The sequence below is a fragment of the Chitinophaga flava genome, from assembly GCF_003308995.1.
Taxonomy (GTDB): Bacteria; Bacteroidota; Bacteroidia; order Chitinophagales; family Chitinophagaceae; genus Chitinophaga; species Chitinophaga flava.
In genome coordinates this window covers 3,587,373-3,610,780 of the sequence record NZ_QFFJ01000002.1, presented here as the reverse complement: position 1 = coordinate 3,610,780, position 23,408 = coordinate 3,587,373, and the positions used below count along the sequence as shown (strand labels likewise).

20 protein-coding genes are annotated in these 23,408 nt (G+C 46.6%); 14 read left to right on the top strand and 6 right to left on the bottom strand.

Annotated elements, in window-relative coordinates:
• The gene (locus DF182_RS29535; protein WP_113619350.1) at positions 1–669 is read left to right on the top strand and encodes a DUF4136 domain-containing protein; all 669 of its coding nucleotides are present in this window, start codon (positions 1–3) and stop codon (positions 667–669) included.
• A gap of 177 nt (positions 670–846) precedes the next feature.
• Positions 847–1,071, top strand: a complete 225-nt coding sequence (locus DF182_RS29530) for a DUF3820 family protein (protein ID WP_113619348.1) — start codon at positions 847–849, stop codon at positions 1,069–1,071.
• 93 nt (positions 1,072–1,164) lie between these two features.
• On the opposite strand, the gene DF182_RS29525 is transcribed toward DF182_RS29530, so the two are convergent.
• Both DF182_RS29525 and DF182_RS29520 read right to left on the bottom strand, forming a co-directional pair.
• Positions 1,165–1,647, bottom strand: coding sequence for a bactofilin family protein (locus tag DF182_RS29525; RefSeq protein ID WP_113619347.1), 483 nt, complete (start codon positions 1,645–1,647; stop codon positions 1,165–1,167).
• A gap of 9 nt (positions 1,648–1,656) precedes the next feature.
• Positions 1,657–2,727 carry a ParM/StbA family protein gene (locus tag DF182_RS29520; protein ID WP_113619346.1) on the bottom strand — a complete coding sequence of 357 codons (1,071 nt, stop codon included), beginning with the start codon at positions 2,725–2,727 and terminating at the stop codon, positions 1,657–1,659.
• A gap of 258 nt (positions 2,728–2,985) precedes the next feature.
• On the opposite strand from DF182_RS29520, the gene DF182_RS29515 reads away from it, so the two are divergent.
• Entirely contained in the window at positions 2,986–3,321 is a 336-nt protein-coding gene (locus DF182_RS29515; protein ID WP_147243588.1) for a hypothetical protein, read from the top strand.
• Between the two features lie 108 nt (positions 3,322–3,429).
• Entirely contained in the window at positions 3,430–5,283 is a 1,854-nt protein-coding gene (locus DF182_RS29510) for a M1 family metallopeptidase (protein WP_113619765.1), read from the top strand.
• A gap of 163 nt (positions 5,284–5,446) precedes the next feature.
• Here the strand turns inward: DF182_RS29510 and DF182_RS29505 are convergent, their stop codons facing one another.
• The gene (locus DF182_RS29505; RefSeq protein WP_113619344.1) at positions 5,447–5,713 is read right to left on the bottom strand and encodes an acyl-CoA-binding protein; all 267 of its coding nucleotides are present in this window, start codon (positions 5,711–5,713) and stop codon (positions 5,447–5,449) included.
• Positions 5,714–5,913: 200 nt separating this feature from the next.
• On the opposite strand from DF182_RS29505, the gene lepA reads away from it, so the two are divergent.
• Entirely contained in the window at positions 5,914–7,707 is a 1,794-nt protein-coding gene (gene lepA / locus DF182_RS29500; protein WP_113619343.1) for a translation elongation factor 4, read from the top strand.
• A 169-nt stretch (positions 7,708–7,876) separates the two neighbouring features.
• On the top strand, positions 7,877–10,297 hold the full coding sequence (locus DF182_RS29495) for an AsmA family protein (protein WP_113619342.1): 2,421 nt from the start codon (positions 7,877–7,879) through the stop codon (positions 10,295–10,297).
• Positions 10,298–10,346: 49 nt separating this feature from the next.
• Here the strand turns inward: DF182_RS29495 and DF182_RS29490 are convergent, their stop codons facing one another.
• Positions 10,347–11,642 (bottom strand): O-acetylhomoserine aminocarboxypropyltransferase/cysteine synthase family protein, encoded by a 1,296-nt coding sequence (locus DF182_RS29490; RefSeq protein WP_113619340.1) that lies wholly within the window; start codon positions 11,640–11,642, stop codon positions 10,347–10,349.
• 166 nt (positions 11,643–11,808) lie between these two features.
• On the opposite strand from DF182_RS29490, the gene DF182_RS29485 reads away from it, so the two are divergent.
• From DF182_RS29485 to DF182_RS29470, 4 genes are read left to right on the top strand one after another with little or no spacing between them, the layout of a single operon-like run.
• Positions 11,809–13,188: a 3' terminal RNA ribose 2'-O-methyltransferase Hen1 gene (locus DF182_RS29485; RefSeq protein ID WP_113619339.1), complete on the top strand. Its 1,380-nt coding sequence runs from the start codon at positions 11,809–11,811 to the stop codon at positions 13,186–13,188.
• A complete protein-coding gene (locus DF182_RS29480) occupies positions 13,185–14,261 on the top strand; it encodes a DNA polymerase beta superfamily protein (RefSeq protein ID WP_245957595.1) in 1,077 nt (358 codons plus the stop codon). Before DF182_RS29485 ends, DF182_RS29480 begins: the two co-directional genes overlap by 4 nt.
• A complete protein-coding gene (locus DF182_RS29475) occupies positions 14,248–16,848 on the top strand; it encodes a polynucleotide kinase-phosphatase (RefSeq protein ID WP_113619337.1) in 2,601 nt (866 codons plus the stop codon). The genes DF182_RS29480 and DF182_RS29475 overlap by 14 nt, the downstream gene beginning before the upstream one ends.
• A gap of 30 nt (positions 16,849–16,878) precedes the next feature.
• Entirely contained in the window at positions 16,879–17,829 is a 951-nt protein-coding gene (locus DF182_RS29470) for an NADP-dependent oxidoreductase (RefSeq protein WP_113619336.1), read from the top strand.
• A 77-nt stretch (positions 17,830–17,906) separates the two neighbouring features.
• On the opposite strand, the gene manA is transcribed toward DF182_RS29470, so the two are convergent.
• Positions 17,907–19,112, bottom strand: coding sequence for a mannose-6-phosphate isomerase, class I (gene manA, locus DF182_RS29465; protein WP_245957592.1), 1,206 nt, complete (start codon positions 19,110–19,112; stop codon positions 17,907–17,909).
• Between the two features lie 178 nt (positions 19,113–19,290).
• On the opposite strand from manA, the gene DF182_RS29460 reads away from it, so the two are divergent.
• Positions 19,291–19,641, top strand: coding sequence for a YraN family protein (locus tag DF182_RS29460; protein WP_113619334.1), 351 nt, complete (start codon positions 19,291–19,293; stop codon positions 19,639–19,641).
• Between the two features lie 208 nt (positions 19,642–19,849).
• The gene (locus DF182_RS29455; protein ID WP_113619333.1) at positions 19,850–20,173 is read left to right on the top strand and encodes a hypothetical protein; all 324 of its coding nucleotides are present in this window, start codon (positions 19,850–19,852) and stop codon (positions 20,171–20,173) included.
• A gap of 81 nt (positions 20,174–20,254) precedes the next feature.
• Here DF182_RS29455 and purB read toward each other — a convergent pair whose 3' ends face one another.
• Entirely contained in the window at positions 20,255–21,598 is a 1,344-nt protein-coding gene (purB, locus tag DF182_RS29450) for an adenylosuccinate lyase (protein ID WP_113619764.1), read from the bottom strand.
• Positions 21,599–21,739: 141 nt separating this feature from the next.
• On the opposite strand from purB, the gene DF182_RS29445 reads away from it, so the two are divergent.
• A complete protein-coding gene (locus DF182_RS29445) occupies positions 21,740–22,489 on the top strand; it encodes a menaquinone biosynthetic enzyme MqnA/MqnD family protein (RefSeq protein ID WP_113619763.1) in 750 nt (249 codons plus the stop codon).
• Between the two features lie 175 nt (positions 22,490–22,664).
• The gene (locus tag DF182_RS29440) at positions 22,665–23,324 is read left to right on the top strand and encodes an NADPH-dependent F420 reductase (protein WP_113619332.1); all 660 of its coding nucleotides are present in this window, start codon (positions 22,665–22,667) and stop codon (positions 23,322–23,324) included.
• Positions 23,325–23,408 lie beyond the last annotated feature (84 nt).

Sequence of the window (23,408 nt, the reverse complement as noted above, 5' to 3'; positions counted from 1 at the left end):
ATGCGTACACAAATTGCAACTTTAAGCCGCGGCCTGCAGAGATGTTGGATGCTGCTGGGTTTGCTGCTGTTGGCAGCTTGCGGAACAAGCGTACACATGACTGGTAGCTGGAAGGATCCTTCTGCCCAGTCTGGTGGTTATCATAATATCCTGGTAGCGGGCCTGAGTTCCAACGTTTCCGCCCGTGGAATTGTGGAAAGCAAACTGGCTGCCCAGCTGCAGGCTCACGGGGTGGCAGCCGGTAAAAGCACAGACCTGTTTCCTCCTAACTTCGACCCTAAAAAAGAAGAGTCCATAAAAACAGCTTCAGGTAAAATTGAAGCGGCTGGTTTTAATGCGGTGCTGACTGTATCCCTCATTAATAAAGAATCTGAAACCCGGTATGTACCGGGCTCAGTGATGTATGCGCCTTATCCGGCATACGGCTGGTACGGCAATTTCTGGGGATACTACGGTTATATGTACAATTCAGTATATTCTCCGGGATACTATACCACCGACAAAATCTACTTCCTCGAAAGCAATCTGTACGACCTGAACCAGAACGGGAAACTGGTATGGTCTGGCCAGTCAGAAACCTACAACCCTAACAGCCTGGAATCCTTTGCTGCTGCGTATGCCAAAAAGGTGGCAGATGCGCTGCAGAACGGAGGTTTGTTGAAACGTTGATAGTCGTTTATTACAGGTCGTAGTAGTTATGGTCACTGATGATCTTGCTATGCTCTATGGTAAAAGCTACAATTTCATAGCAGGATTTATTTTATAACAGTATAAAAATATTAGGCATAAAGAAGAATGGTAAATACGGGTGATAGTTTTATCTTGCCCTATTTTAAGTGATTGTTTATGGAGATGACACAACCCAACCCGGAGATATTGCAACAGCTGGTGACCATGAAGATGCCCTTTGGGAAGTATAAAGATGTGGTTTTGTGCGATCTGCCGGTCAGCTATCTGGAATGGTTTCAGCGTAACGGTTTTCCTAAGGGGAAGCTGGGTATGATGCTGGAAACAATGCTGGTCATAAAAATGAATGGCCTCATGCACCTGCTGACGCCATTGAAAAAATAAAAGGATTATGTATTTATAAAAGAGGCTGCCTGGAATTTCCGGGCAGCCTCTTTAAATAACGTTATTGTCTATACGTTGTTTAGTCAGGACAAGTTAGAACCAACTGGTGGTCTGTTCTTCTTCTTCTTGATTGGCTGCGGGTGCAGCAGGAGCGGGGATTGCTTCGCCTACCACCTGATGGTGATGGTCTGCAACAGGAGGTGTTTCCGTCTTAGGTACTGGCTGCACATTTTTACGGATGGCGCCTTCTACTACGGCGCCTTCTTCCAGTTCAAGAACGATGGCATTCACATCTCCCTTTACAAAAGCCTGATTACTGATGTGAGCTTTGTTACTGATATACACGTCTCCATACACTTTTCCATGTACAACGAGGTCGGAAGCATAAATATGCCCGCGTATACTGGCGGTTTCGCTTACTACCAGCTTACCGGTAGTTTTTACGTTGCCTTTAACGTTTCCATCTATCCGCCCCGAAATGGTAGCGTCAATGCTGCCGTTTACGGATACTTCTTTAGGGATACGAAATGCTCCCGGTACAATGATGTTTCGGAAAAAATGTCTCACACTTCTCACACAAACAAATTAGAGGGTGATGGGAATGGGATTGTTTACAATTGGTTGATGTTCGTCATCGAAAGTGGAAATGATAGAGCTGGAGTTACCAAGGTCTAATCCTACACTCCGTTGAGGTTTGTTGTCCGAAATCCGAAGACTATTGTAAAGATAACCAATACTCATGAGTTTTTCAGGTTCAGGTGCTACTTCCACCGGAACAAAATCCCTGAATTCTTCCTGGAAGGCATCGGTCAGTTCTTTATAGTAAGCACCGCCACCCATCAGGTAGATTTTTTCGCAGGATTCAAAATCCAGATCGGTAAAGTAACTGCGCATCAGCGGAGAAACTACTTCTTTGTAGTACTGTGTCAGTACACCTTTACGCATCTCACGCAGGTCGATCCGCTTACGGTTGGTGAAAATAGACCCTTTCATAAACGCATCATCCACCTGGTGTTCGTTTTTCATCTCCAGGTAATGTTTCTGGTTCAGCTCACGGGTCAGGTTATTGACAGCATAACGGATACCGTGAGAGCTGAAGCAGGTACGGTGTACCAGGCCATCGCCAGTAGCCATGCCTCCTTCTATCGTACCAAAGCCAATACTGATCGCGATGAAATTGTCCAATTGTGGTTCATTGATCGTCTTTTTCAGCCCGATGATACCCCCTACAATTTCAGGGATGATCTCATACTTCTCAATATCAAACATGGCTTTTTTAAAGGAGCCTTTGGTATTGAAAGTCTGTGTATCATAGTCGATCAGGAAATGTCTTTTGCTTAAAAACTGCTCTGCTGCTGTTTTGTAAACATTGTAGGTAGAGAAAGGGAATCCCATAGTGAGTGCAATAGGCTGTTGCACTTTATCCGCTGTATTGAGCAAGGCCGCTTTGAACAGGATTTCATAGTCTTCTTCGGTAGGGGCTGCATTGGTAATCCTTCCCGGATTGATTCCACCTCTCTTGGCCAGATTGCCCACCAGATACCAGGTTTCGTCTTTTTTAATCTTCAAGCCGTTGAGTAGGTCCTTGCTTGAATTTTCAGTGTTCCCAAATGCCGTTTCAAAAACGCTCGGGAAGCAGGTGGTAGATACTTTCATAGTGTTTTGTTGATAATAACTTTTTCTCAATTTAGTCTGGATGAGGGATTCATCGGGAAACTAAATAGGGCTTAAATATATAAAATATTAGTAAACAAGGGAATGACAATCAATTAATATCAGTTAAATTTAATACACCTTCGTCTAATTACAAAATGCTACTTGTCTTTTTAGCATAATAAACAGATTGGAATCCCGTTTTCTAAAAAAGTCCCCAATGTCCCCCTACCTATAGTCACCTCCTTTATCCGTTTTTGCATGAGACACAGCTGGTTGCTTTTAGTGTTGCTATGGGCTTGCAACAACTCCCGGAAGATTTATTCGGCTCCTGCCATGGGAGCAGAAGCTCAGTTCGACAATGGACTGCGCCCGGAAAAACATCCTCAGTATCTTTTCGATAAAAAAACAATGAAAGACATGGAACGGAAAGGGGTGGTTACCAATTACACCGGCAAACGGCACAGTGTGGCCCCGAATGTAGTGGTCGTTAAAAACACCAGTGGAGCTTACTATATGGGGCAGGACTCTGCCGCCCACCACCCGGACAGCGCGGCAATAAAGGCCCGGGCAGACAGCGCTAAAACCGGACACTGATCTTTAATCGTTGAATGACTCCTGCTGAAAAATATTTTTCCGCGCCTAAATACCTACTTTTGAAGCATGACCCGCTTCCTGTCAACAGGAGCATTTATGATTGATTTTATGAAGACAAAGCGCATTCTTTTATTATTGTTGCTCGGTGGTTGGCAACAACTGGTCGCACAATCTCTGTTTATGCCGCGAAACATCCGGCAGGCGTATGACAAAAACACCCGCAGTGAAAGCGGTGCCCCAGGCCCAAAATACTGGCAGAATAAGGCCAGCTACGATATTCAGGTAAAATTTGAACCTGCTACCAACCAGGTGTCCGGTTCGGAAACCATCGTTTATACCAACAACAGCCCGGATACCTTGCGGATGTTGAACTTTAAGTTGTTTTCCAATCTCTTCCAGCATGGCGCTGTCCGTAATATGGTGGTGACAGCAGAGGACCTTCACAAAGGAGTAGCCATCACTAATTTCAAAGTCAAAGGTGTGCAGAAAACAGTTCCATCTGTTGTAGGTACCAACATGCCGGTATCCATTAATGAACTGGCTCCCGGTGAACAGACCTCCATCTCCCTTGACTTCTCCTATATATTGAATGAGAACACACATATCCGTACCGGCTCTGTAGACACAGGCGCTTACTTCATCGCCTATTTCTTCCCGCGTATAGCCGTATACGATGATATCTGTGGCTGGGATATGATACCCTACACCGGTATTACTGAGTTTTACAATGACTTCAGTGACTTTCGGGTAGCCATTACCGTACCGGGCAGTTACCAGGTATGGGCTACCGGTGATCTGAAAAACGGACAGGAAGTATATAATGATACTTACCTGGAACGCATTGCCCGCGCAGAGAAGGGTAATGATATAGTGGATATCATCGATAAGGAAGATCTCCGCAGAGGAAAGATTTCAAAAAACAATGCAGTCAATACCTGGCGCTTTGAAGCCGCCAATGTGCCGGACTTTGCCTTCGCCACCAGCAACCACTACCTGTGGAAGGCTGCCAGCGTGGAAGTAGACCACAATACCAAACGCCGTAGCAGGGTAGATGTGGCGTTTAATCCCAGTCACCTGGACTATTTTGAAGTCATCGACTTTGCACGGACTACCGTGGATAAAATGAGTCACCAGTTTCCTAAATGGCCCTTCCCGTATTCACATATCAGTGTGTTCGACGGCCTGGACCAGATGGAGTATCCCATGATGGTAAATGATAACCCGCTGGCAAATAAAGCCCAGGCAGTAGAGCTGACAGACCATGAGATCTTTCATACGATGTTCCCTTTTTACATGGGTACCAATGAAACGCTCTACGCCTGGATGGACGAAGGTTGGGCCACTATCGGGGAATGGATCATCTCACCCATGGTAGACTCTACTATCGTGGATAATTATGGTATGTCCAACTATAACAGTATCGCCGGCAAACTGCAGGACCTGCCTATCATGACTCCGTCCAACCAGTTGACAGACGCCTACATGACAAACTCTTATCCCAAACCAGGCCTCGGTTATCTGTATGTAAAGGACATGTTAGGTGACAGCTTGTTCCTGAAAGCACTGCACCATTATATCAGCCTGTGGAATGGCAAACATCCGCAGCCATATGATTTCTTTAATTGTATAAACACGGGATCCGGTAAAAACCTGAACTGGTTCTGGCAAAGCTGGTTCTTTGATAACGGCTATCCTGATCTGGCGATCGAAAAGGTTACCCATAAGGGACAGAACTGGGACATCAGTATTCTCTCCAAAGGAACCAAACCCGTACCGGTAGATGTAACGGTTTACTTCGATGATAATACAACACTTAAACTGCACAAAAGCATAGCAGTCTGGGAAAAAGGAAATAAAACAGTAGGCCTGTCGTTCACATCTCCCAAAAAGATTAAAAAGGTAACTCTGGGAAGCACCTGGGTACCCGACGTGAACCCTGATGATAATGTTACTGTACCGTAACGTTGTAGCAGTATAGTAATACGCTCGTCTACTGATTTTTTTGATGCTCCTCATGAACGAAGATCGAAGCAGAATGGAAATGTATTGTTATCCTTCCGCTTCGATCTTCGCTTGTCAGATGTGATTTAATCTTCCCTCATCAGGAGCATCAGAAAAAATACCATCAATGTTGGCTCTGCTGTAATTCCTTTACAAGGGCAACATAATCCTGCATCGCCGACTCCTGGGTTTTGCCTTTCAGGGCATCCCAGGCTTCATGTTTGGCTTTAGCCACAAAATCGAAGGGGTTGGAAGGCGGTTCTGTATTGTTATCTCCTACGCTACCTTGTTTGTAAAGGGCGTATAATTGCAGTAGGATGTCGTTGGACGGTTTTTCAGAGAGGGTTTTACTGTCTGTCACGGCTTGTTCAAATTGGGCTTTCAGGTCCATACTATTGTTTTTAGGTGAATAAAATAAACCCCGGGAAGGGATTTATACTAATATATGAAAAATTGACAATCCGCATGTAGCATGTTTATCAAAACATAATCGCTTTAAACCGCTGACTAATAAACTAATTTTAATACCTTTGCGCCCTGTAAAAGGTTTAAAGGGGACAATTAACCGCCAATAGACCAGTAAATCAACATATGAAGAATATTCGCAATTTTTGTATCATTGCCCATATTGACCACGGTAAAAGTACCCTGGCCGACCGATTATTGGAATTTACCAAAACCATCTCTGACCGTGACATGCAAGCGCAGGTGCTGGATGATATGGACCTGGAACGTGAGAAAGGGATCACCATCAAGAGTCACGCTATCCAAATGGACTATACCGCCAAAAACGGTGAAAAATATACATTCAACCTGATCGATACCCCTGGCCACGTAGACTTCTCCTATGAAGTATCCCGTGCACTGGCTGCTTGTGAAGGTGCGCTGCTGCTGGTAGACGCCGCTCAGGGTATTCAGGCACAAACGATCTCCAACCTCTACCTCGCTCTGGAAAATGACCTGGAAATCATCCCTGTTATCAATAAAATTGATATGCCAGGTGCCATGATTGAAGAGGTGAAAGACCAGATCATCGAACTGATCGGTGTGAAGGATGAAGATATCCTGCTGGCCTCTGGTAAAACCGGTATCGGTATTGAAGAGATTCTGGAAGGCATCGTAAACCGTATCCCTGCCCCTAAAGGCAGCCTGGACGCTCCGCTGCAGGCATTGATCTTCGATAGCGTGTTCAACTCTTTCCGTGGTATCATCGCGTACTTCCGCATATACAACGGCTCCATCAAAAAAGGCGATAAAATCAAATTCGTTAATACCGGCGAAGAATATGAAGCGGATGAAGTGGGTATCCTCAAACTGGGGCTGGAACCCAGAAAAGAGGTACATGCCGGCGACGTGGGATATATCATCACTGGTATCAAAAGCGCTAAGGAAGTAAAAGTGGGTGATACCATCACCCTGGCTGCCAATCCTTGCGAAGAAGGTATCAAAGGATTCCAGGAAGTAAAACCAATGGTATTTGCCGGTATCTTCCCGGTAGTGACCGAAGACTTCGAAGAGCTGAGGGAATGTATGGACAAACTCCAGCTGAACGACGCTTCCCTCACCTATGAGCTGGAAACCTCTCAGGCGCTGGGCTTTGGTTTCCGTTGCGGATTCCTTGGAATGCTGCACATGGAAATTATCCAGGAACGCCTCGAAAGAGAGTTTAACCAAACGGTAATCACCACCGTTCCAAACGTAGGCTTCATTGCGCATACTACCAATGAAGGTGTTGTGATTGTGAATAACCCGAGCGAAATGCCCGATCCTACCCGTATGGAGAGAATCGAAGAGCCATTCATCCGTGCTCAGATCATCACCAAACCGGAATATATCGGTAACATTATGACCCTCTGTCTGGGTAAACGTGGTATTCTCCTTAACCAGAGCTATCTCACCACCACCCGTGTAGAGCTCATGTTTGAATTACCGCTTACAGAGATCGTATTCGACTTCTATGATAAACTGAAGAGCCAGACCCGTGGTTATGCCTCTTTCGACTATACACCGATCGGTTTCCGCGACAGCGATATCGTGAAAATGGATATCCTCCTCAACGGTGATAAAGTGGACGCCTTAAGCGCCCTGATCCACCGCAGCAGAGCGCAGGACTTCGGCCGCAAGCTGTGCGAGAAACTGAAAGACCTGCTGCCCCGTCAGCAGTTCCTCATCGCGATCCAGGCAGCTATCGGTGCCAAGATCGTTGCCCGTGAAAACATCAGTGCTATGCGTAAAGACGTTACCGCCAAATGTTACGGTGGTGACATCTCCCGTAAACGTAAACTGCTCGAGAAACAGAAAGAAGGTAAAAAACGTATGCGTCAGATCGGAAACGTGGAAGTGCCACAGGAAGCGTTTCTCGCAGTACTCAAACTGGACGATTAACGACAGGATTTTTCAATTGAGAATGTTTTATATAAACAGCGAAGAGATATCTCTTCGCTGTTTTTTTATGTGCAATAGTGTAAGCGCTCAGTTCCGACACGCCATAAATCAGAAAAATTTCGTAAACTGTTTAAGTATTTGACTGTTATAGCATTAAAACTTCCACTACATGCGTAAATGGCTAAAGGTCGTGTTGATTACAGCGGGAAGCCTCATTGCACTGGTCATTGTTTTGTTACTCGGACTGGCCTGGTATATGAAAGCCAACAAAACTGCCTTCCTCCGGCAGATTACAGATCAGCTGAATGAGAACATCAACGGAGAGTTTTCTATTGGAGATATGCAACCCTCCTTCTTCAGAAGCTTTCCCAACGTATCTATAGCACTTAAAAGAGTAGAACTACATGATAGCCTATGGCAACAGCATCATCATGCGCTGATCGATCTGGATTATATTTTCGTACAGGTGAATACGTTATCACTGTTACGCAAGCACGTAGATGTAAAAGAGGTTGCTCTCGAAAAAGGTATCATCTATTTGTACACCGACAGTACAGGATACAGCAATACTTCTGTATTGACAGGTAATGCCGGTAAGAAGAAAGGTAGCTCACAGGATGCCAATATCCGTCGCTTCTCCATGGCACACATTACTTTCACGATAGATAATCAGCAGAAGTTTAAGCTTTTCCAGCTCGATATCCAGGAGATGTATGGCCGGCTCAACAGTACCGATTCTGGCCTGCATCTGGACATGCGCTCCCGGATGGAAGCGAGGGACTTTGCCTTTAATACTAACAAAGGCAGTTACCTGAGAAATAAAACCCTCGCACTTAATCTCTCACTGTTTTATAAAAGAGCTACCAAGCAGCTGATTGTACCTCAACAAGAGATTAAGATAGATGCGACCCCAGTACAGATTGCAGGAACCTTTGATTTTTCTGAGAAGCCACCACCATTCTTCCTCAGGATCAACGCCAATCAGGTGTTACTGAAGGATGCGGCCTCCTGGCTGTCTCCCAATATCTCCGGCAAACTCGCCAACATTCAGCTGACAGCACCACTGGATGCTGAAGCTACCCTGCAGGGACATATGAAATACCTGGATACCCCGCATGTGGTCGTGACCTGGAAAACATCCCGCAATACGCTGGTCACTGATATGGGAGAATGGGAGAACTGTAGTTTTACAGGGCGGTTCAACAATGAGATGCTGCCCGGCGCGGGACATAGTGATGAAAACTCAGCAGTTACCATATTCCAGCTGCAGGCGTCATTGGGGAGAATACCGCTGAAGGCAGATACTATCCGCGTACTGAATCTTAAACAACCGCTGTTACATGGGCATTTCGAATCTGCATTTCCGTTGTCACATCTTAATACGGCGGCAGGAGATGTGCCGCTTGAGTTCAGAGAAGGTACAGCCACGGCGGACCTTAACTATACCGGGCCTGTACTGAAAAATGATAATACCCCTTCTTCACTGCAGGGCGTGGTTAAAATACAGAACGGTGGTTTTACCTATCTGCCGCGTGACCTCACGTTCCATGACTGTAGTGCCACGCTACAGTTCACAGGTCAGGATCTGCTGGTGCAAAATGTACGGTTACGATCACAGAAAAGCGCCCTGCAAATGGAAGGAACAGTCCGCAATTTACTCAACCTATACTTTGCGGACCCGGAGAAAATAGAACTGGACTGGAAAATCCGAAGTGCTTTGGTAGACCTGAACGAGTTTACGAGTTTTCTTGGTGCCCGTAAGAAAGGAAAGGCCCCGGATCCTCATAAAAAAGCCCGGCAGCTCAGTCGTGTAGGTAAACAGCTGGACAAAGTGCTGGCAGCCAGTAATGTGAGGATGGACGTGCTGTTGGATAAAGTGGTGTTTCAGCATTTTACCGCCCAGCGCGTGTCGGCTGCCTTGTCATTGACGGCATCAGATCTGCTGTTGCATAAAATGGCCTTCCAGCATGCAGGAGGTACCGCCCAGGTATCCGGTAGCGTGCATCAGCAGGGCGTGAATAATACTTTCAAGGTAAACGCTAATATCGCCAACGTTCGCATTGCACAGCTGTTTTATGCTTTTGACAACTTTGGCCAGTCTGCCCTGAAGTCGGAGAATCTCAGAGGCGTTGTGTCTGCCAAAGCAGACATCAAAGGGAATGTGCTCGACAATGGAAATCTGGTTAAACATTCACTGTTCGGTACGGTCAACTTCAACCTGAAAAACGGTGCCCTGCTTAATTTCGGACCACTGGAAGATATCGGTAATTTTCTGTTCCGCCGCCGTCGCCTCGACAGCATTACATTTGAAAACCTCAGCAATACCCTGCAATTGCAGGGCACTAAAATCAATATCCCTCCCATGCGTATCGCCTCCAGTGCCGTCAATATAGACCTCAACGGCGTTTATGGTTTTACAGGAGGTACTAATATCAATATGGAAATTCCTTTGCGTAACCCGGCAAAGGATTCAGGCATTACAGACAAAGAAGAAAAACGGCGCAGAAGCCGGCGGGGAATCATTATCCGCCTTCATGCAGTGTCGGGTAGTGATGGAAAAGTAAAGATCAAACTGGGGAAAGGAGATTAACAATACTTACAAAAATAGTCCAGGGCTTTAGCCCTGGACCCAATCAATGTTACGCACTAAATGCTTCTTTAATATCTTCTTTAATATCTTCTATATGTTCCACTCCAAGGGAAATCCTGAGCAGACCAGGTTCTACGCCGGCTGCTTTTTGTTCCTGTTCACTGAGCTGTGAGTGGGTAGTGGTAGCCGGGTGAATGATGAGTGTTTTACTGTCGCCTACGTTAGCCAGGTGATAGATTAACTGTAATGACTGCACGAATTTATCAGCGGCTTCTTTTCCTCCTTTTATCTTGAAGCTCAGCACGCCACCAAAGCCATTCTGCAGGTATTTTTTAGCCAGATGGTGATATTTGTTATCTGGCAGGCCAGGATAGTTTACATATTCAACCTGTGGTTGCTCTTGCAGCCACTGGGCCAGGTGCAGGGCATTGTCTACCGTCCGCTGTACGCGCAGGGAGAGGCTTTCCAGGCCTTGCAGGAAGAGGAAGGAGTTCTGCGGAGCCAGTGCTGGCCCCCAGCTGCGAAGGCCGGTCACACGGGCGCGGATGATATAGGCGATGTTGCCGAACGGACTATGGCTGCCAAATACCTCCCAGAACTTCATACCATGATATGCGTCATCCGGCTCACTGAACTGTTTGAACTTACCATTGCCCCAGTTATAATTACCACCGTCAACAATCACACCGCCGATACTGGTACCATGTCCGCCTATCCATTTGGTAGCCGCCTGTACTACAACGTTGGCGCCGTGGTCCAGCGGACGGCTCAGATAGCCTGCAGCCCCGAAGGTATTGTCTACAACCAGCGGCAGATCATGCTTACGGGCGATAGCACTCAGTTTTTCGAAATCAGGGATAGCGAAACCAGGGTTGCCGATGGTTTCTACATATATAGCTTTGGTATTTTCATCGATTTGTTTTTCGAAGGTTTCCAGGTTGTCGAGGTCTGCAAAACGTGCTTCCACACCGATCCTTTTAAAGCTTACCTTAAACTGGTTATAGGTACCGCCATAGAGATAAGATGACGTTACAAAGTTGTCTCCCGGCAACAGGATGTTATGAAGGGCAATAAATTGAGCCGCCTGTCCGGAAGCTACAGCCAGCGCACCTACACCGCCTTCCAGTGCAGCCACCCTCTTTTCAAACACATCAGTGGTGGGGTTCATGATGCGGGTGTAGATGTTGCCAAATTGCTTCAGCTCAAACAAATCAGCCGCATGCTCTGCATTGTCAAAAGTATAGGATGTTGTCTGGTAAATAGGTACCGCAGCCGATTTGGTGGTAGGGTCGGGGTTATATCCTGCGTGGACCTGCAATGTTTCAAAATGTAACTTCCTGGACATAAAGTGAGATTTTAAAGGGTCAATAGATTTATACAAGTCTACAAATATAGTAGACTAAATTGTATTTCCAAATTCATTAACGGCGATGGTTCATTTTTCAGCGGCATTGGGCGGGAAGAGCAGAAAATATTATCTTCGGATAATTTTATGACGTACAGATGAACCTATGTTATTAACTATTACCACTACACGTTACCCCGCCACAGACCTTGGCTATTTATTGCATAAACACCCCGCTAAGGTTCAATCGTTTCCTTTTACTGCTGGTGATGCCCATGTTTTTTACCCGGAAGCAACAGAAGAAAAGTGCACGGCCGCTTTATTACTCGACCTGGACCCGGTGAAGCTTACCCGTAAAAGCAGCCCCGGGAGTAATGATTTTGCCCTGGAGCCGTATGTGAACGACCGGCCTTATGTGGCGTCATCCTTTATGAGTGCGGCCATATCCCAGGCTTTTTCCTCCGCGATGAATGGCCGCTGTAAAGACAAGCCCGAACTGGTGGAAATAGCTTTTCCTTTTGAAGTGTCGTTATCGGTACTGCCGGTAAATGGTGGAGAGCCTTTGCTCCGTAACCTGTTTGAACCGCTGGGTTATGAAGTAAGCGTACAGTCTTTCCCGTTAGATACACAATACCCCGCCTGGGGACAGAGCCGTTACTTTCAGGTGACCCTGAGGAATACCCTGCCACTGCGCCTGCTGCTGTCACAGCTGTATGTGCTGATGCCGGTATGTGATAACGATAAACATTATTTTGTAGGAGAGCATGAAATAGAGAAGCTCATGGAGAAAGGCCGTGAGTGGCTGGAAACTCATCCGGCCAAAGAGCTGATTACCCGTCGTTACCTTAAACACCTGGGACCGCTTACCCGCCAAGCACTCAATATCATTATGAAAGATGAAGACGTGCCCGGGCCGGAAAAGCTGCCGGCTGAAAAAATCCGCCTGCACGATCTGCGGCTGCAGACCGTACGGGACCTGCTGCTGGAACATAACGTTTCTTCCGTAGCAGATATGGGATGCGGTGAAGGCAAGCTGCTGAAACTGCTGATGGAAAAGAATGCCTTTAGTCGTATTCTTGGAATGGATGTGAGTTATCATGCGCTGGAAATAGCCAGGGAGAAACTAAAACTGGACCGCCTGCCGGAATTACAAAAGAAACGGATTGGACTGATCCAGGGTTCCCTGGCATATAAAGACAAACGTTTATCAGGCTTTGAAGCGGCTACTTTGGTGGAAGTGATCGAACACCTCGATATGCCCCGGTTAGCTGTATTGGAAAAAGCAGTATTTGAATATGCGCGTCCGCAACTCGTGATTATCACGACGGTAAACGCGGAGTATAACGTTAAATATGAAGCGCTTTCCGAAGGTGCTTTCCGGCATAAAGACCACCGTTTTGAATGGACCAGGGCTGAATTTGAGTCCTGGGCAAACAAAGTGGCTACACAGTTTGGATATACCGTTGAGTTCAAACCATTGGGAGAATATGATGAAGCGGTAGGTGCGCCCAGTCAGCTGGCTTTATTTTCAATCGTAGCAGCATGATGACATTTGAGAGACTGAAAGAACAAAGGCAATACCTGTTACTGGAATGTGTGAGCGGCAGCAGAGCTTACAACCTGCATACGCCCACTTCAGATACAGACCTGAAGGGCATATTCATACTGCCTCAACAGGAGTTGTATGGTATGACCTATACAGATCAGGTGGCCAATGCTACTAACGATGAAGTTTATTTTGAGGTAAGACGTTTCCTGGAACTGTTGGAAAAGAATAATCCCAATATCCTGGAGCTGCTGAGTACTCATGCTGATAATCAGTTGTACCGTCATCCGCTGATGCAACTGGTACGGCCGGAAGATTTTTTGTCCCGCCTCTGTCTGGAGACCTTTGCTGGTTATGCTAAAACGCAGATCAAAAGAGCTAAGGGGCTCAACAAAAAAATCAATCAGTCATTCCCGGAAGTCAGAAAAGATATCCTTGAATTCTGTTATGTAGTACAGGGTAGTCATAGCGTACCGATGAAGACGTGGTTGGAACAACATCAGATACTGCAACAAGATTGTGGGCTCTCCCGAATAGACCACTTCCGGGATGCATACGCTTTGTTTTACCGGCAACAGTTTGCCGGCCCCGTATCCTTTAAAGGCATATTCTCCGGTGAGCAGGCTAATGACGTGCAGTTGAGTGCTATCCCGGCTAGCACGGAACCCGCCGCTATTATGCATTTTAACAAAGACGGATATACGGTGTATTGTAAAGAGTTTGCAGCTTACTGGGATTGGGTGGAAAACCGCAATGAAGCGCGATACCAGCACAATCAGCAGCTGGGAGCTGACTATGACAGCAAACACATGATGCATACTTTCCGGCTATTGGAAATGGCGGAAGAAATTGCACGTTATAAGGAAGTGAGGGTACACCGCCAGGATCGTGATTTCCTGTTGAGCATACGCAACGGAGCCTTTACCTACGATACGCTGTTGCAGATGGCAACAGAAAAACTGGAAAAAATACAAGCATGGTATGCAGTGGCTGATTTACCGGATCATCCTGATCCGGCGCATACAGAACAACTGCTTATTAAGATCAGAGAAGAATTTTATGGCAAGAAATAATAAACTATCCCATATTTCAATTCCGGAGCTATCATTGGTATTGCTGGTGGGGCCTTCAGGCTCCGGCAAGTCCACTTTTGCCCGGAAGCATTTTAAATCGACTGAAATTATCTCCTCGGATGTTTGCCGGGGACTGGTGAGTGATGATGAAAATAATCAGGCTGTTTCTGCAGACGCATTTGAGCTGGCCCGTTTTATGGCCGCCAAACGCCTGAAACATGGGCTGCTTACCGTTATAGACGCTACGAATGTGCAGCCGGAGAGCCGCAGGGACTGGATAAAACTGGCCAGGGAATACCATGTGTTGCCCGTGGCTATCGTCCTCAATATGCCGCATGAAGTGTGTCAGACCAGGAATGAGACACGGCCGGACCGCAACTTTGGTAAACATGTAATCCCACAGCAGATCAGCCAGCTGAAAAAAGGCTTGCGTAATCTGAGGGAAGAGGGCTTCCGCCAGGTCTATGAAATGCGCTCGGAAGAAGAAGCCGGTATACTGGAATCTATCATCCGTACTCCATTATACAACAACAAAAAAGATGAACATGGTCCTTTCGATATTATTGGTGATGTGCATGGCTGTTACGACGAGCTATACACGCTGCTGGATAAACTGGGCTATGTTATTGATAAGGAACATGCAGAACTGATCAGTGCTCCGCAGACGACTGACGCCAACGGCTATACGCGCACACGTAAACCATTATTCGTAGGTGATCTGGTAGACAGAGGGCCAGCCTCCCCGCAGGTGTTGAGGCTCGTGATGAATATGGTGAATAACGGATCTGCATTATGTGTGCCAGGCAACCACGACGCCAAACTGCTGCGCTGGCTCAACGGAAGGCAGGTACATTTGCGGCATGGACTGGAAAAGACGGTGGAACAGCTTGGGGCAGAACCGCCGGAATTCCTGGAGGCGATAAAGTCATTCATCGATGGACTGATCAGCCACTATGTGCTGGATGACGGCAAGCTGGTGGTAGCACATGCCGGGCTGAAGGAAAATATGCAAGGCCGCGGCTCTGGTGCCGTACGTGAGTTTTGTTTGTATGGTGAAACCACCGGGGAAACAGATGAATTCGGCTTGCCTGTGCGCTACAACTGGGCACTGGAATACAAAGGAAAGGCGATGGTTGTATATGGTCATACGCCTGTGCCGGAAGCCCAGTGGCTGAACCGCACCATTGATATCGATACAGGATGTGTGTTTGGAGGAAAGCTAACAGCGCTGCGTTATCCGGAAAAAGAACTGGTGTCTGTACCTGCTTTACAGCAATACGCTGTACCGGCAAGACCTATTGGCTATAATGCAGACAGCAGGCTCAGTGCTTCGCAACAATATGATGGCATGCTCGATATTACTGACTTTATTGGTAAAAGCATTGTCAGCACCCGTTACAATCATAATATCACGATACGGGAAGAGAACAGTATTGCTGCGTTGGAAGTGATGAGCCGGTTTGCCATCAATCCTAAATGGTTGATTTATCTGCCGCCCACGATGTCGCCGGTGGAAACATCCCAACTGCCTGGTTTACTGGAACATCCGGCCGGTGGATTGGAATATTTCCGCGAAGCGGGTATCGGCAAAGTGGTGTGTGAAGAAAAACATATGGGTTCCCGTGCAATTGTGGTCGTGTGCCGTAATGAAGATATCGCCCGCCGGCGTTTCGGTGTGGAAGGTGAAGGGAACGGTGTGGTGTATACCCGTACAGGCCGCAGCTTTTTCACGGACAAAGCGCTGGAACAATTGTTCATCGCCCGTATCAATGCTGCACTGGAGCAATCCGGGTTTTATGATGCTTATCAGACAGACTGGGTTTGTCTGGATTGTGAGCTGATGCCCTGGAGTGCTAAAGCTCAGGCATTGCTGCAGCACCAGTATGCGGCAGTTGGCACCGCTGCGAGTCAGGCCCTGCCGGCAGTAACGGCTGCGCTGGAACAGGCTGTCCGAAACAAAGTACCTGCAGAACTGTTATTGGAAAAGTACCGTAACCGCCATGCACAGGTAACAGACTACGTATCGGCCTATCGGCAATATTGCTGGCCGGTGGAAAAACTGGAAGACTATAAGCTTGCACCATTCCATATTCTGGCTACAGAAGGTAAGACCTATTTCGATAAAGACCATGACTGGCATATGACAGCTATCAAAAAGATCTGTGAGGCTGATCCGGCTGTACTGTTGGCCACTACTTATCATACCGTGGATATAGGGAATGCTGAAAGTGAACAGGCCGTTACTCAATGGTGGGAAAACCTTACTGCGGCCGGAGGGGAAGGGATGGTCATCAAACCATATACTTTCTTATCTTCGGACGCCAAAGGGCTCATACAGCCTGCCGTAAAAGTGAGAGGTAAAAATTATCTCCGCATCATTTACGGTCCGGAATATGATGCGCCGGAAAACCTCACACGGCTGCGTTCCAGAGGACTAGGCGCCAAACGTTCACTGGCCCTCCGTGAATTTGCATTAGGAATGGAAGGACTGGAGCGTTTTGTAGGCAAGGAGCCACTGCAAGCGGTGCATCAGTGTGTTTTTGGTATATTAGCATTGGAAAGTGAACCTGTGGACCCCCGATTGTAACCCATTCATTTGACATTAAATACTAACTATATGAAAGCCGTAGCCGTATCTGAATTTAAAGGTACCCCAACAGTAATGGATTTGCCCAGGCCGGAAATCAGGCCGGGAACTGTTATCATCAAAGTACAGGCCGCCGGAATCAATCCCTTCGATTGGAAAATGGTGGATGGTATTATGGACAATGGAAAAACGCCTCATCAGTTTCCCCTGATCATGGGAGTAGACGGCGCCGGTATTATTGACGAAGTAGGAGAAGGTGTCACCCGCTTTAAAAAGGGCGACCTGGTATACGGCCAATTCATTCATATGCCTATTGGAGAGGGATCCTACGCAGAATATGCTATCGTACCGGAGAAATCGGGTCTCACGATGGCGCCTTTGCGCATTGGTCCGGCGGAAGCCGCTGCAGTGCCCACATCCGGTATGACCGCGCTGCAACTGATAGAAAAACTGAAGTTGCAGAAAGGCGGTTCACTGCTGATCAACGGGGCTACAGGTGGTGTAGGCTCTTTTGCCACGCAGATAGCTGCCTCACTAGGCCTCAAAGTGATTGCTACCGTTGCAGATGATACGGAAGCCAAAAGAATGCATGAATTGGGTGCTGCCGTCACCATCAACTATAAAAAGGCCCCCCTGGCTGAACAGGTGAAATCAAAGTTCCCTGAGGGCATAGATGGACTGATTGACATGATCAGCGATAAAGCAGGGTTTGAGAAAAACCTTGACCTCGTAAAATCCGGTGGTGGAGCTTTTACAACAGTGTTTGTAGCTGATGATGAAGTGTTGAAAGCAAAGAACCTGCATGGAGGCAACTTCGAAACAGAAGGAAGTCCTGCCGCACTGGACAAGCTGTCCCGCCTTATCGATCAGGGGCAGATAAAGGTCCCGGTAGAAAATAAAATCAGGCTGGAAGAAGTGCCAGATGCTATTTCCGCCAGCCGGCAAGGGAAAGCAAAAGGGAAGACAGTCATTGTGATGTAGTCATTTTTATGTAGCCTATAAAAAAAGCCGCGGGAATATATCCCGCGGCTTTTTTAGTATAGTTGTTCCCGTTATAATTATTTCACGGGCACAGTAGCTTTGTATATTTCTACGTTGTCAGTGGTGGTGATTTCATAATGTTCATTGTAGGCAGCCATCACACATTGTCCTTTATGAAGCGCAAGTGTATCCGAGCCTTTAACGGTAGCAGTACCGCTTATAACGATCATGATTTCTGCGGCCTGGGCGGTATGTTGATACACCTGTCCTTTTTCCAGATTGATTTTGCTGACAACAAAATCAGGAGCTGGTGTATTATAGATTTTTTCAAGTCCGCCGGAGATGCTTTCACCCTGAAGGATATTAGGATGTACTGCTTCAAAGCGGGTGTGTTTCAGCAGTTCAGGCACATCCACATGTTTGGGAGTAAGCCCGCCGCGCAGAACGTTGTCGGAGTTGGCCATGAGCTCAACGTTCTGGCCTTCGAGGTATGCATGCGGAATACCAGCGGCCTGAAATACGGCCTGTCCGGGCTGAACATGCACGATGTTGAAGAAGTAGATAGAGAAAATACCCCTGTCCAGATTATCGGCACCTTGCGGATCATTGAGTACTGCCCGTGCAGCCCAGAAAGCAGGATCTGATTTGGAGAGTTTATCTGCCCTGTATGCTGGTATCAGACGGTCTGTCAGCGGACGCAGTATGATGTTAACCAATGCCTGTGGCATTTCCATCACGCTTTTGTACAGTCCGAAGTATCCTTCATTTTCGTATATACTTACCAGTGAGGTGAACTCTGCGGTGTCCTGTAACACCTGCAGCAGTTTCTCTTCCGGGAGAAAACCATGCAGCAGCCAGAATTCACTCAGGGCTACCATGATCTCCGGTTTATGATTATCGTCTTTGTAGTTGCGGTTAGGCGCATTCAATGGTATGCCTTCAGCATTTTCACGGGCAAATCCTTTTTCTGCCTCTTCTTTAGTGGGGTGTACCTGGATAGACAGCATGTCTTTAACGTCCAGTATTTTGAGCAGATAAGGTAACTCTTTAAACTGCTGCCAAACCTGCGGGCCTACTATCTCTGCCGGATCCTGCTGAATCAGCTGGTTCATAGGCACAGGGCCATTGGCGGTAGTAATGGTGGAAGGAGCACTGGGATGCGCGCCCATCCAGTATTCTGCACTGGGTTTTTCAGATGGGGCAATGCCAAGCAACGCAGGAATGTAAGTAGATCCTCCCCAGGCGTAATGCTGAATTTTTCCATCCAGTCTGAATAATTTCATATAAACAATTTATGGGTTTAAAGTTTGGCTGTGTTCAGACAGGCCGAACAGCGTGCATGCATAACTTTTGCAAATTACTGTCAAATTATTCAGATTTCTAAACAACAGGCTGCCAAATAGTTAAAATGCAGTTGAACGGAATTATTTATCTTCCTGTATTGTTTGTTTAAACCTTGAAATGATGAGCAGTCAGGATATTGGCCGCCAGGGTGAAAAAATAGCGCAGGACTATGTTCGCCGGTATTGTACCATTTTACATACCAACTGGAAATGCGGCAGAAAGGAAATCGATATCATCGCTACACACAACGGCACTATTTATTTTATAGAGGTAAAAACCAGAAGTACTGGCCGTTTTGGCAATCCGGAAGAAGCTGTCAACTATCAGAAACAAGCCAATATTCAATCGGTGGCAGCTGCATACCTGGAGTGTTTCGGGCTGTATCCTGACGCCGTCAGATTTGATATCATTGCGATCACTTTTAAGGAAGATGATTATGAGCTCTTACACCTACGGGACGTGTTTTAGCAGGTTTTCTCATTAACTAATACTTAACAAAATAAACGCTTATAATCTATCTTTAATAAAAGATATTTTTATATCTTTGCACTGCTTTTAAAAAGACCCCTGTGATGTATTGCAGCCCATATTAGCCGGGTATGTTACCATAATCATCTCCCTGGAAAAACTCCGTACAACGCCTTTAAGGTATTGTTCATCATAAAAGATCATTATTATGAACTTATGGAGCTTGATGTTATTTATTCAACAAACCGTGGGACCAGTAGGTATCAATAACAGGCTGCCATGTACTATAATACAACAACAGGACAACAGTAGTCATCTCTTTGTGAAGCTGGAAGGAGTGGAGGTAGGGGAGAATTTACTGCTGACAATATTTGACAATCATCACTCACCTGTGCGCATGATCCCAATTGCGCCAAACAGTATATCAGCGGGGCAACTGATATGTCTGACCGGTTTATCATCCGGGAAATATATTGCCCGTGTAACCGTGGCCGGAAGGGTCGCAGAAGAAAATATCGAAATAAGACAGTAAAGCTGTCTTACGCTTTCGAGAGTCATATTTTTCAGGGCTATTTTGATCAGCTGATGCCGTTCAAAATAGCCCTGAATATTTTTACATCGACCACAGGCCGGTATAGTTATGCGGCGTAATGGCTTTCAGTTCCTTTTTCAGTGCTGCACTGATTTTCAGTCCATCGATGAATTTATGCATGCTCTTCTGGGTGATCTGTTCACCGCCACGGGTCAGCTCTTTCAGGGCTTCATATGGCTGTGGGTAGTTTTCACGGCGTAATACGGTCTGTATAGCTTCTGCTACTACGGCCCAGTTGTTTTCCAGATCTTCCTTCAGCTTGGCTTCATTGAGGATCAGTTTTTCGAGACCTTTTTGAATAGACTTGGTGGCCAGCAGTGTATGCCCGAACGGAACACCGATGTTACGGAGTACGGTAGAATCGGTGAGGTCACGTTGTAAACGGGAAACAGGCAGTTTGGCGCTCAGGTGCTCAAACAGTGCATTGGCAAGGCCCAGGTTACCTTCGGCATTTTCGAAGTCAATCGGGTTCACCTTGTGTGGCATCGCAGAAGAACCTACTTCATTCTTTTTGATCTTCTGTTTGAAATAATCCATGGAGATGTATGTCCACACGTCGCGGCAGAAGTCCATCAGCACATTGTTGATTCTTTTGAGGGTATCAAACTGGGCAGCGATGTTATCGTAATGTTCAATCTGTGTGGTATACTTCATTCTTTGCAGCCCCAGGGTATTGTTTACAAACTTCTCCCCGAATTTTTCCCAGTTGATTTTAGGGAAAGCTACATAGTGTGCGTTGAAGTTACCGGTAGCACCACCAAACTTGGCAGCAAACGGAATATCACCCAGCAGTTTGATCTGACCTTCCAGTCTTTCTACAAATACCAGTATTTCCTTACCCAGAATGGTAGGAGAAGCAGGCTGTCCGTGCGTACGTGCCAGCATGGGGACTTTCATCCAGGATTCTCCCATCTTCTTCAGCGCGAGTGTCATATTGGCCAGTGCAGGCATATATACATGCTCCACAGCGTCTTTCCAAAGCAGGGGGGTAGCGGTATTGTTTACATCCTGGGAGGTAAGGCCAAAGTGCACCCATTCCAGTTTGTCTTCCAGGCCCAGGTTCTTCAGTTCATTTTTCAGGAAGTATTCCACAGCCTTCACGTCGTGGTTAGTGATCTTTTCGGTGTCTTTGATCAGCTGGGCATGTTCGATGGTGAACTCCTGATAGATCTTGCGCAAAGCAGGAACTTTGGCTTTAGGTAAAGTAAACAGCTTCTGTTCTGCCAGTGCAATAAAATATTCCACCTCTACCATCACACGGTAACGGATCAACGCAAATTCAGAAAAGTAATTCGCCAGCTCGTCCAGTTGCTTGCGATAGCGCCCATCCAGCGGGGAAATGGCAGTTAATGGTTGTAGTTGCATAATATATGTATTCCAGTTATTACAATTTACCAGGTTGTCGGAAAATAAGTCCTTCCTCACCACCTGCTTCCAGGGGGAATTTTGGATTTGGAACTTGTTATCCGGGATTTAGTTACTTTTGCAGCTTCAAAATTACTGAAATTGGAACGGAAAGTAAAAGTTGCGGCTGTAAGTTATTTGAATACGAAGCCTTTGTTATACGGATTCAGGAATCATCCGGTAATGGACCAGATGGAATTGTCAGTGGATTATCCTTCTAAAATAGCCCAGCAGCTGATAGATGGAGAGGTAGATGTGGCCCTGGTGCCAGTAGCTATTATCCCTAAACTGAAAGAACATTATATTATCGCAGATTATGGTATTGGTGCAGAAGGACCGGTGGCCTCTGTTTGTCTTTATAGCGAAGTACCGCTGAATGAGATAAAACGTATCTACCTCGACTACCAGAGCCGTACTTCTGTGGCTCTCCTGAAAATACTGGTCAGGGAATACTGGAAGCTCGATGTTGAACTGGTGGCCACTACCGGCGACTATCAGGATAAAATAAAAGGTACCGACGCAGGCCTCGTCATCGGCGACCGTGCTCTGGCACAAAGGAAAGTATCTCCTTTCATCTATGACCTGGCAGAGCACTGGGTGCGCTTTACCAGCCTGCCTTTCGTGTTTGCAGCATGGATCAGCAACAAACCACTGCCAGCGGAGTTTACAAAACAATTCAACGATGCTACCGGTATCGGTATCAAAAATATCCCGGCCGTAGTAGCCGAAAATCCATACGATGTATACGATCTTACTACCTACTACGTACACAACCTGAGTTATCCCATTACACCGGCCAAGCGCCAGGGTGTGCAGAAGTTCCTGGGATACCTGAGAGATTTGGGAATTTGATTATGTGATATTTCGATTATTTGATGGATGGCTGTTGCATGTTGAGGGAAAGTAGATTTTCTCTCAGCATGCAACAGCCTGTTTTCATTTGGAGGAAGGTTAAATAAACCAAATAACCCCGTCATCCAATCTTTAAATACAGTAACTTCATAGTTCACCAAATACTTCCGCGGTCATGAAAATCGGCATCCTTGGCAGTGGCCCAGTTGGACTGACACTTGGAAAAGGACTTATCCAAACAGGCCACCAGATTACTATTGGTACCCGCAATCCTTCACGGGAGGCTTTGCAGCAATGGATAAGGGAACATGGAGATCACGCCGCCGCCGGCACTTTCAGACAAGCATCGGAATTTGGAGAACTTATTATCATCTGTACCAGCTGGATCGGCACTAAAAAAGCCATCGAAGCCGCCGGTATCTGGAACTTTAAAGGAAAGACGGTGGTGGATGTTACCAACCCGGTAGATGATAAAGGCCCCGATGAAAACGGCCGGCTTAACCTGGTCATAGGACATACCAACTCAGCCGGGGAGCAAATACAAGCATGGCTCCCTCCGGATGCTAATGTAGTGAAAGCACTCAGTTGTATAGGTTACCAGCATATGCTGTCTCCCAATTTTAAAGAAGGTTCCCCCACCATGTTTATTGCCGGCAACCAGCAGGAAGCCAAACAAACCGTTATTAACCTGCTTAACGAAATCGGCTGGTACGATATCGCTGACGTAGGTAAAATCGAAATGAGTCGCAGCATAGAACCACTGGCCGTTTTATGGTCTGCATACGGCTTCCTGAATGATAGCAGCGGGCATGCATTTAAGTTGCTAAAACACTAACGGTGATGAATTCTGATAATTCTGATGTTCCTGATAGGCGAAGACTTAAGCAAAGAACCCATTGATATTACATCAATGGGTTCT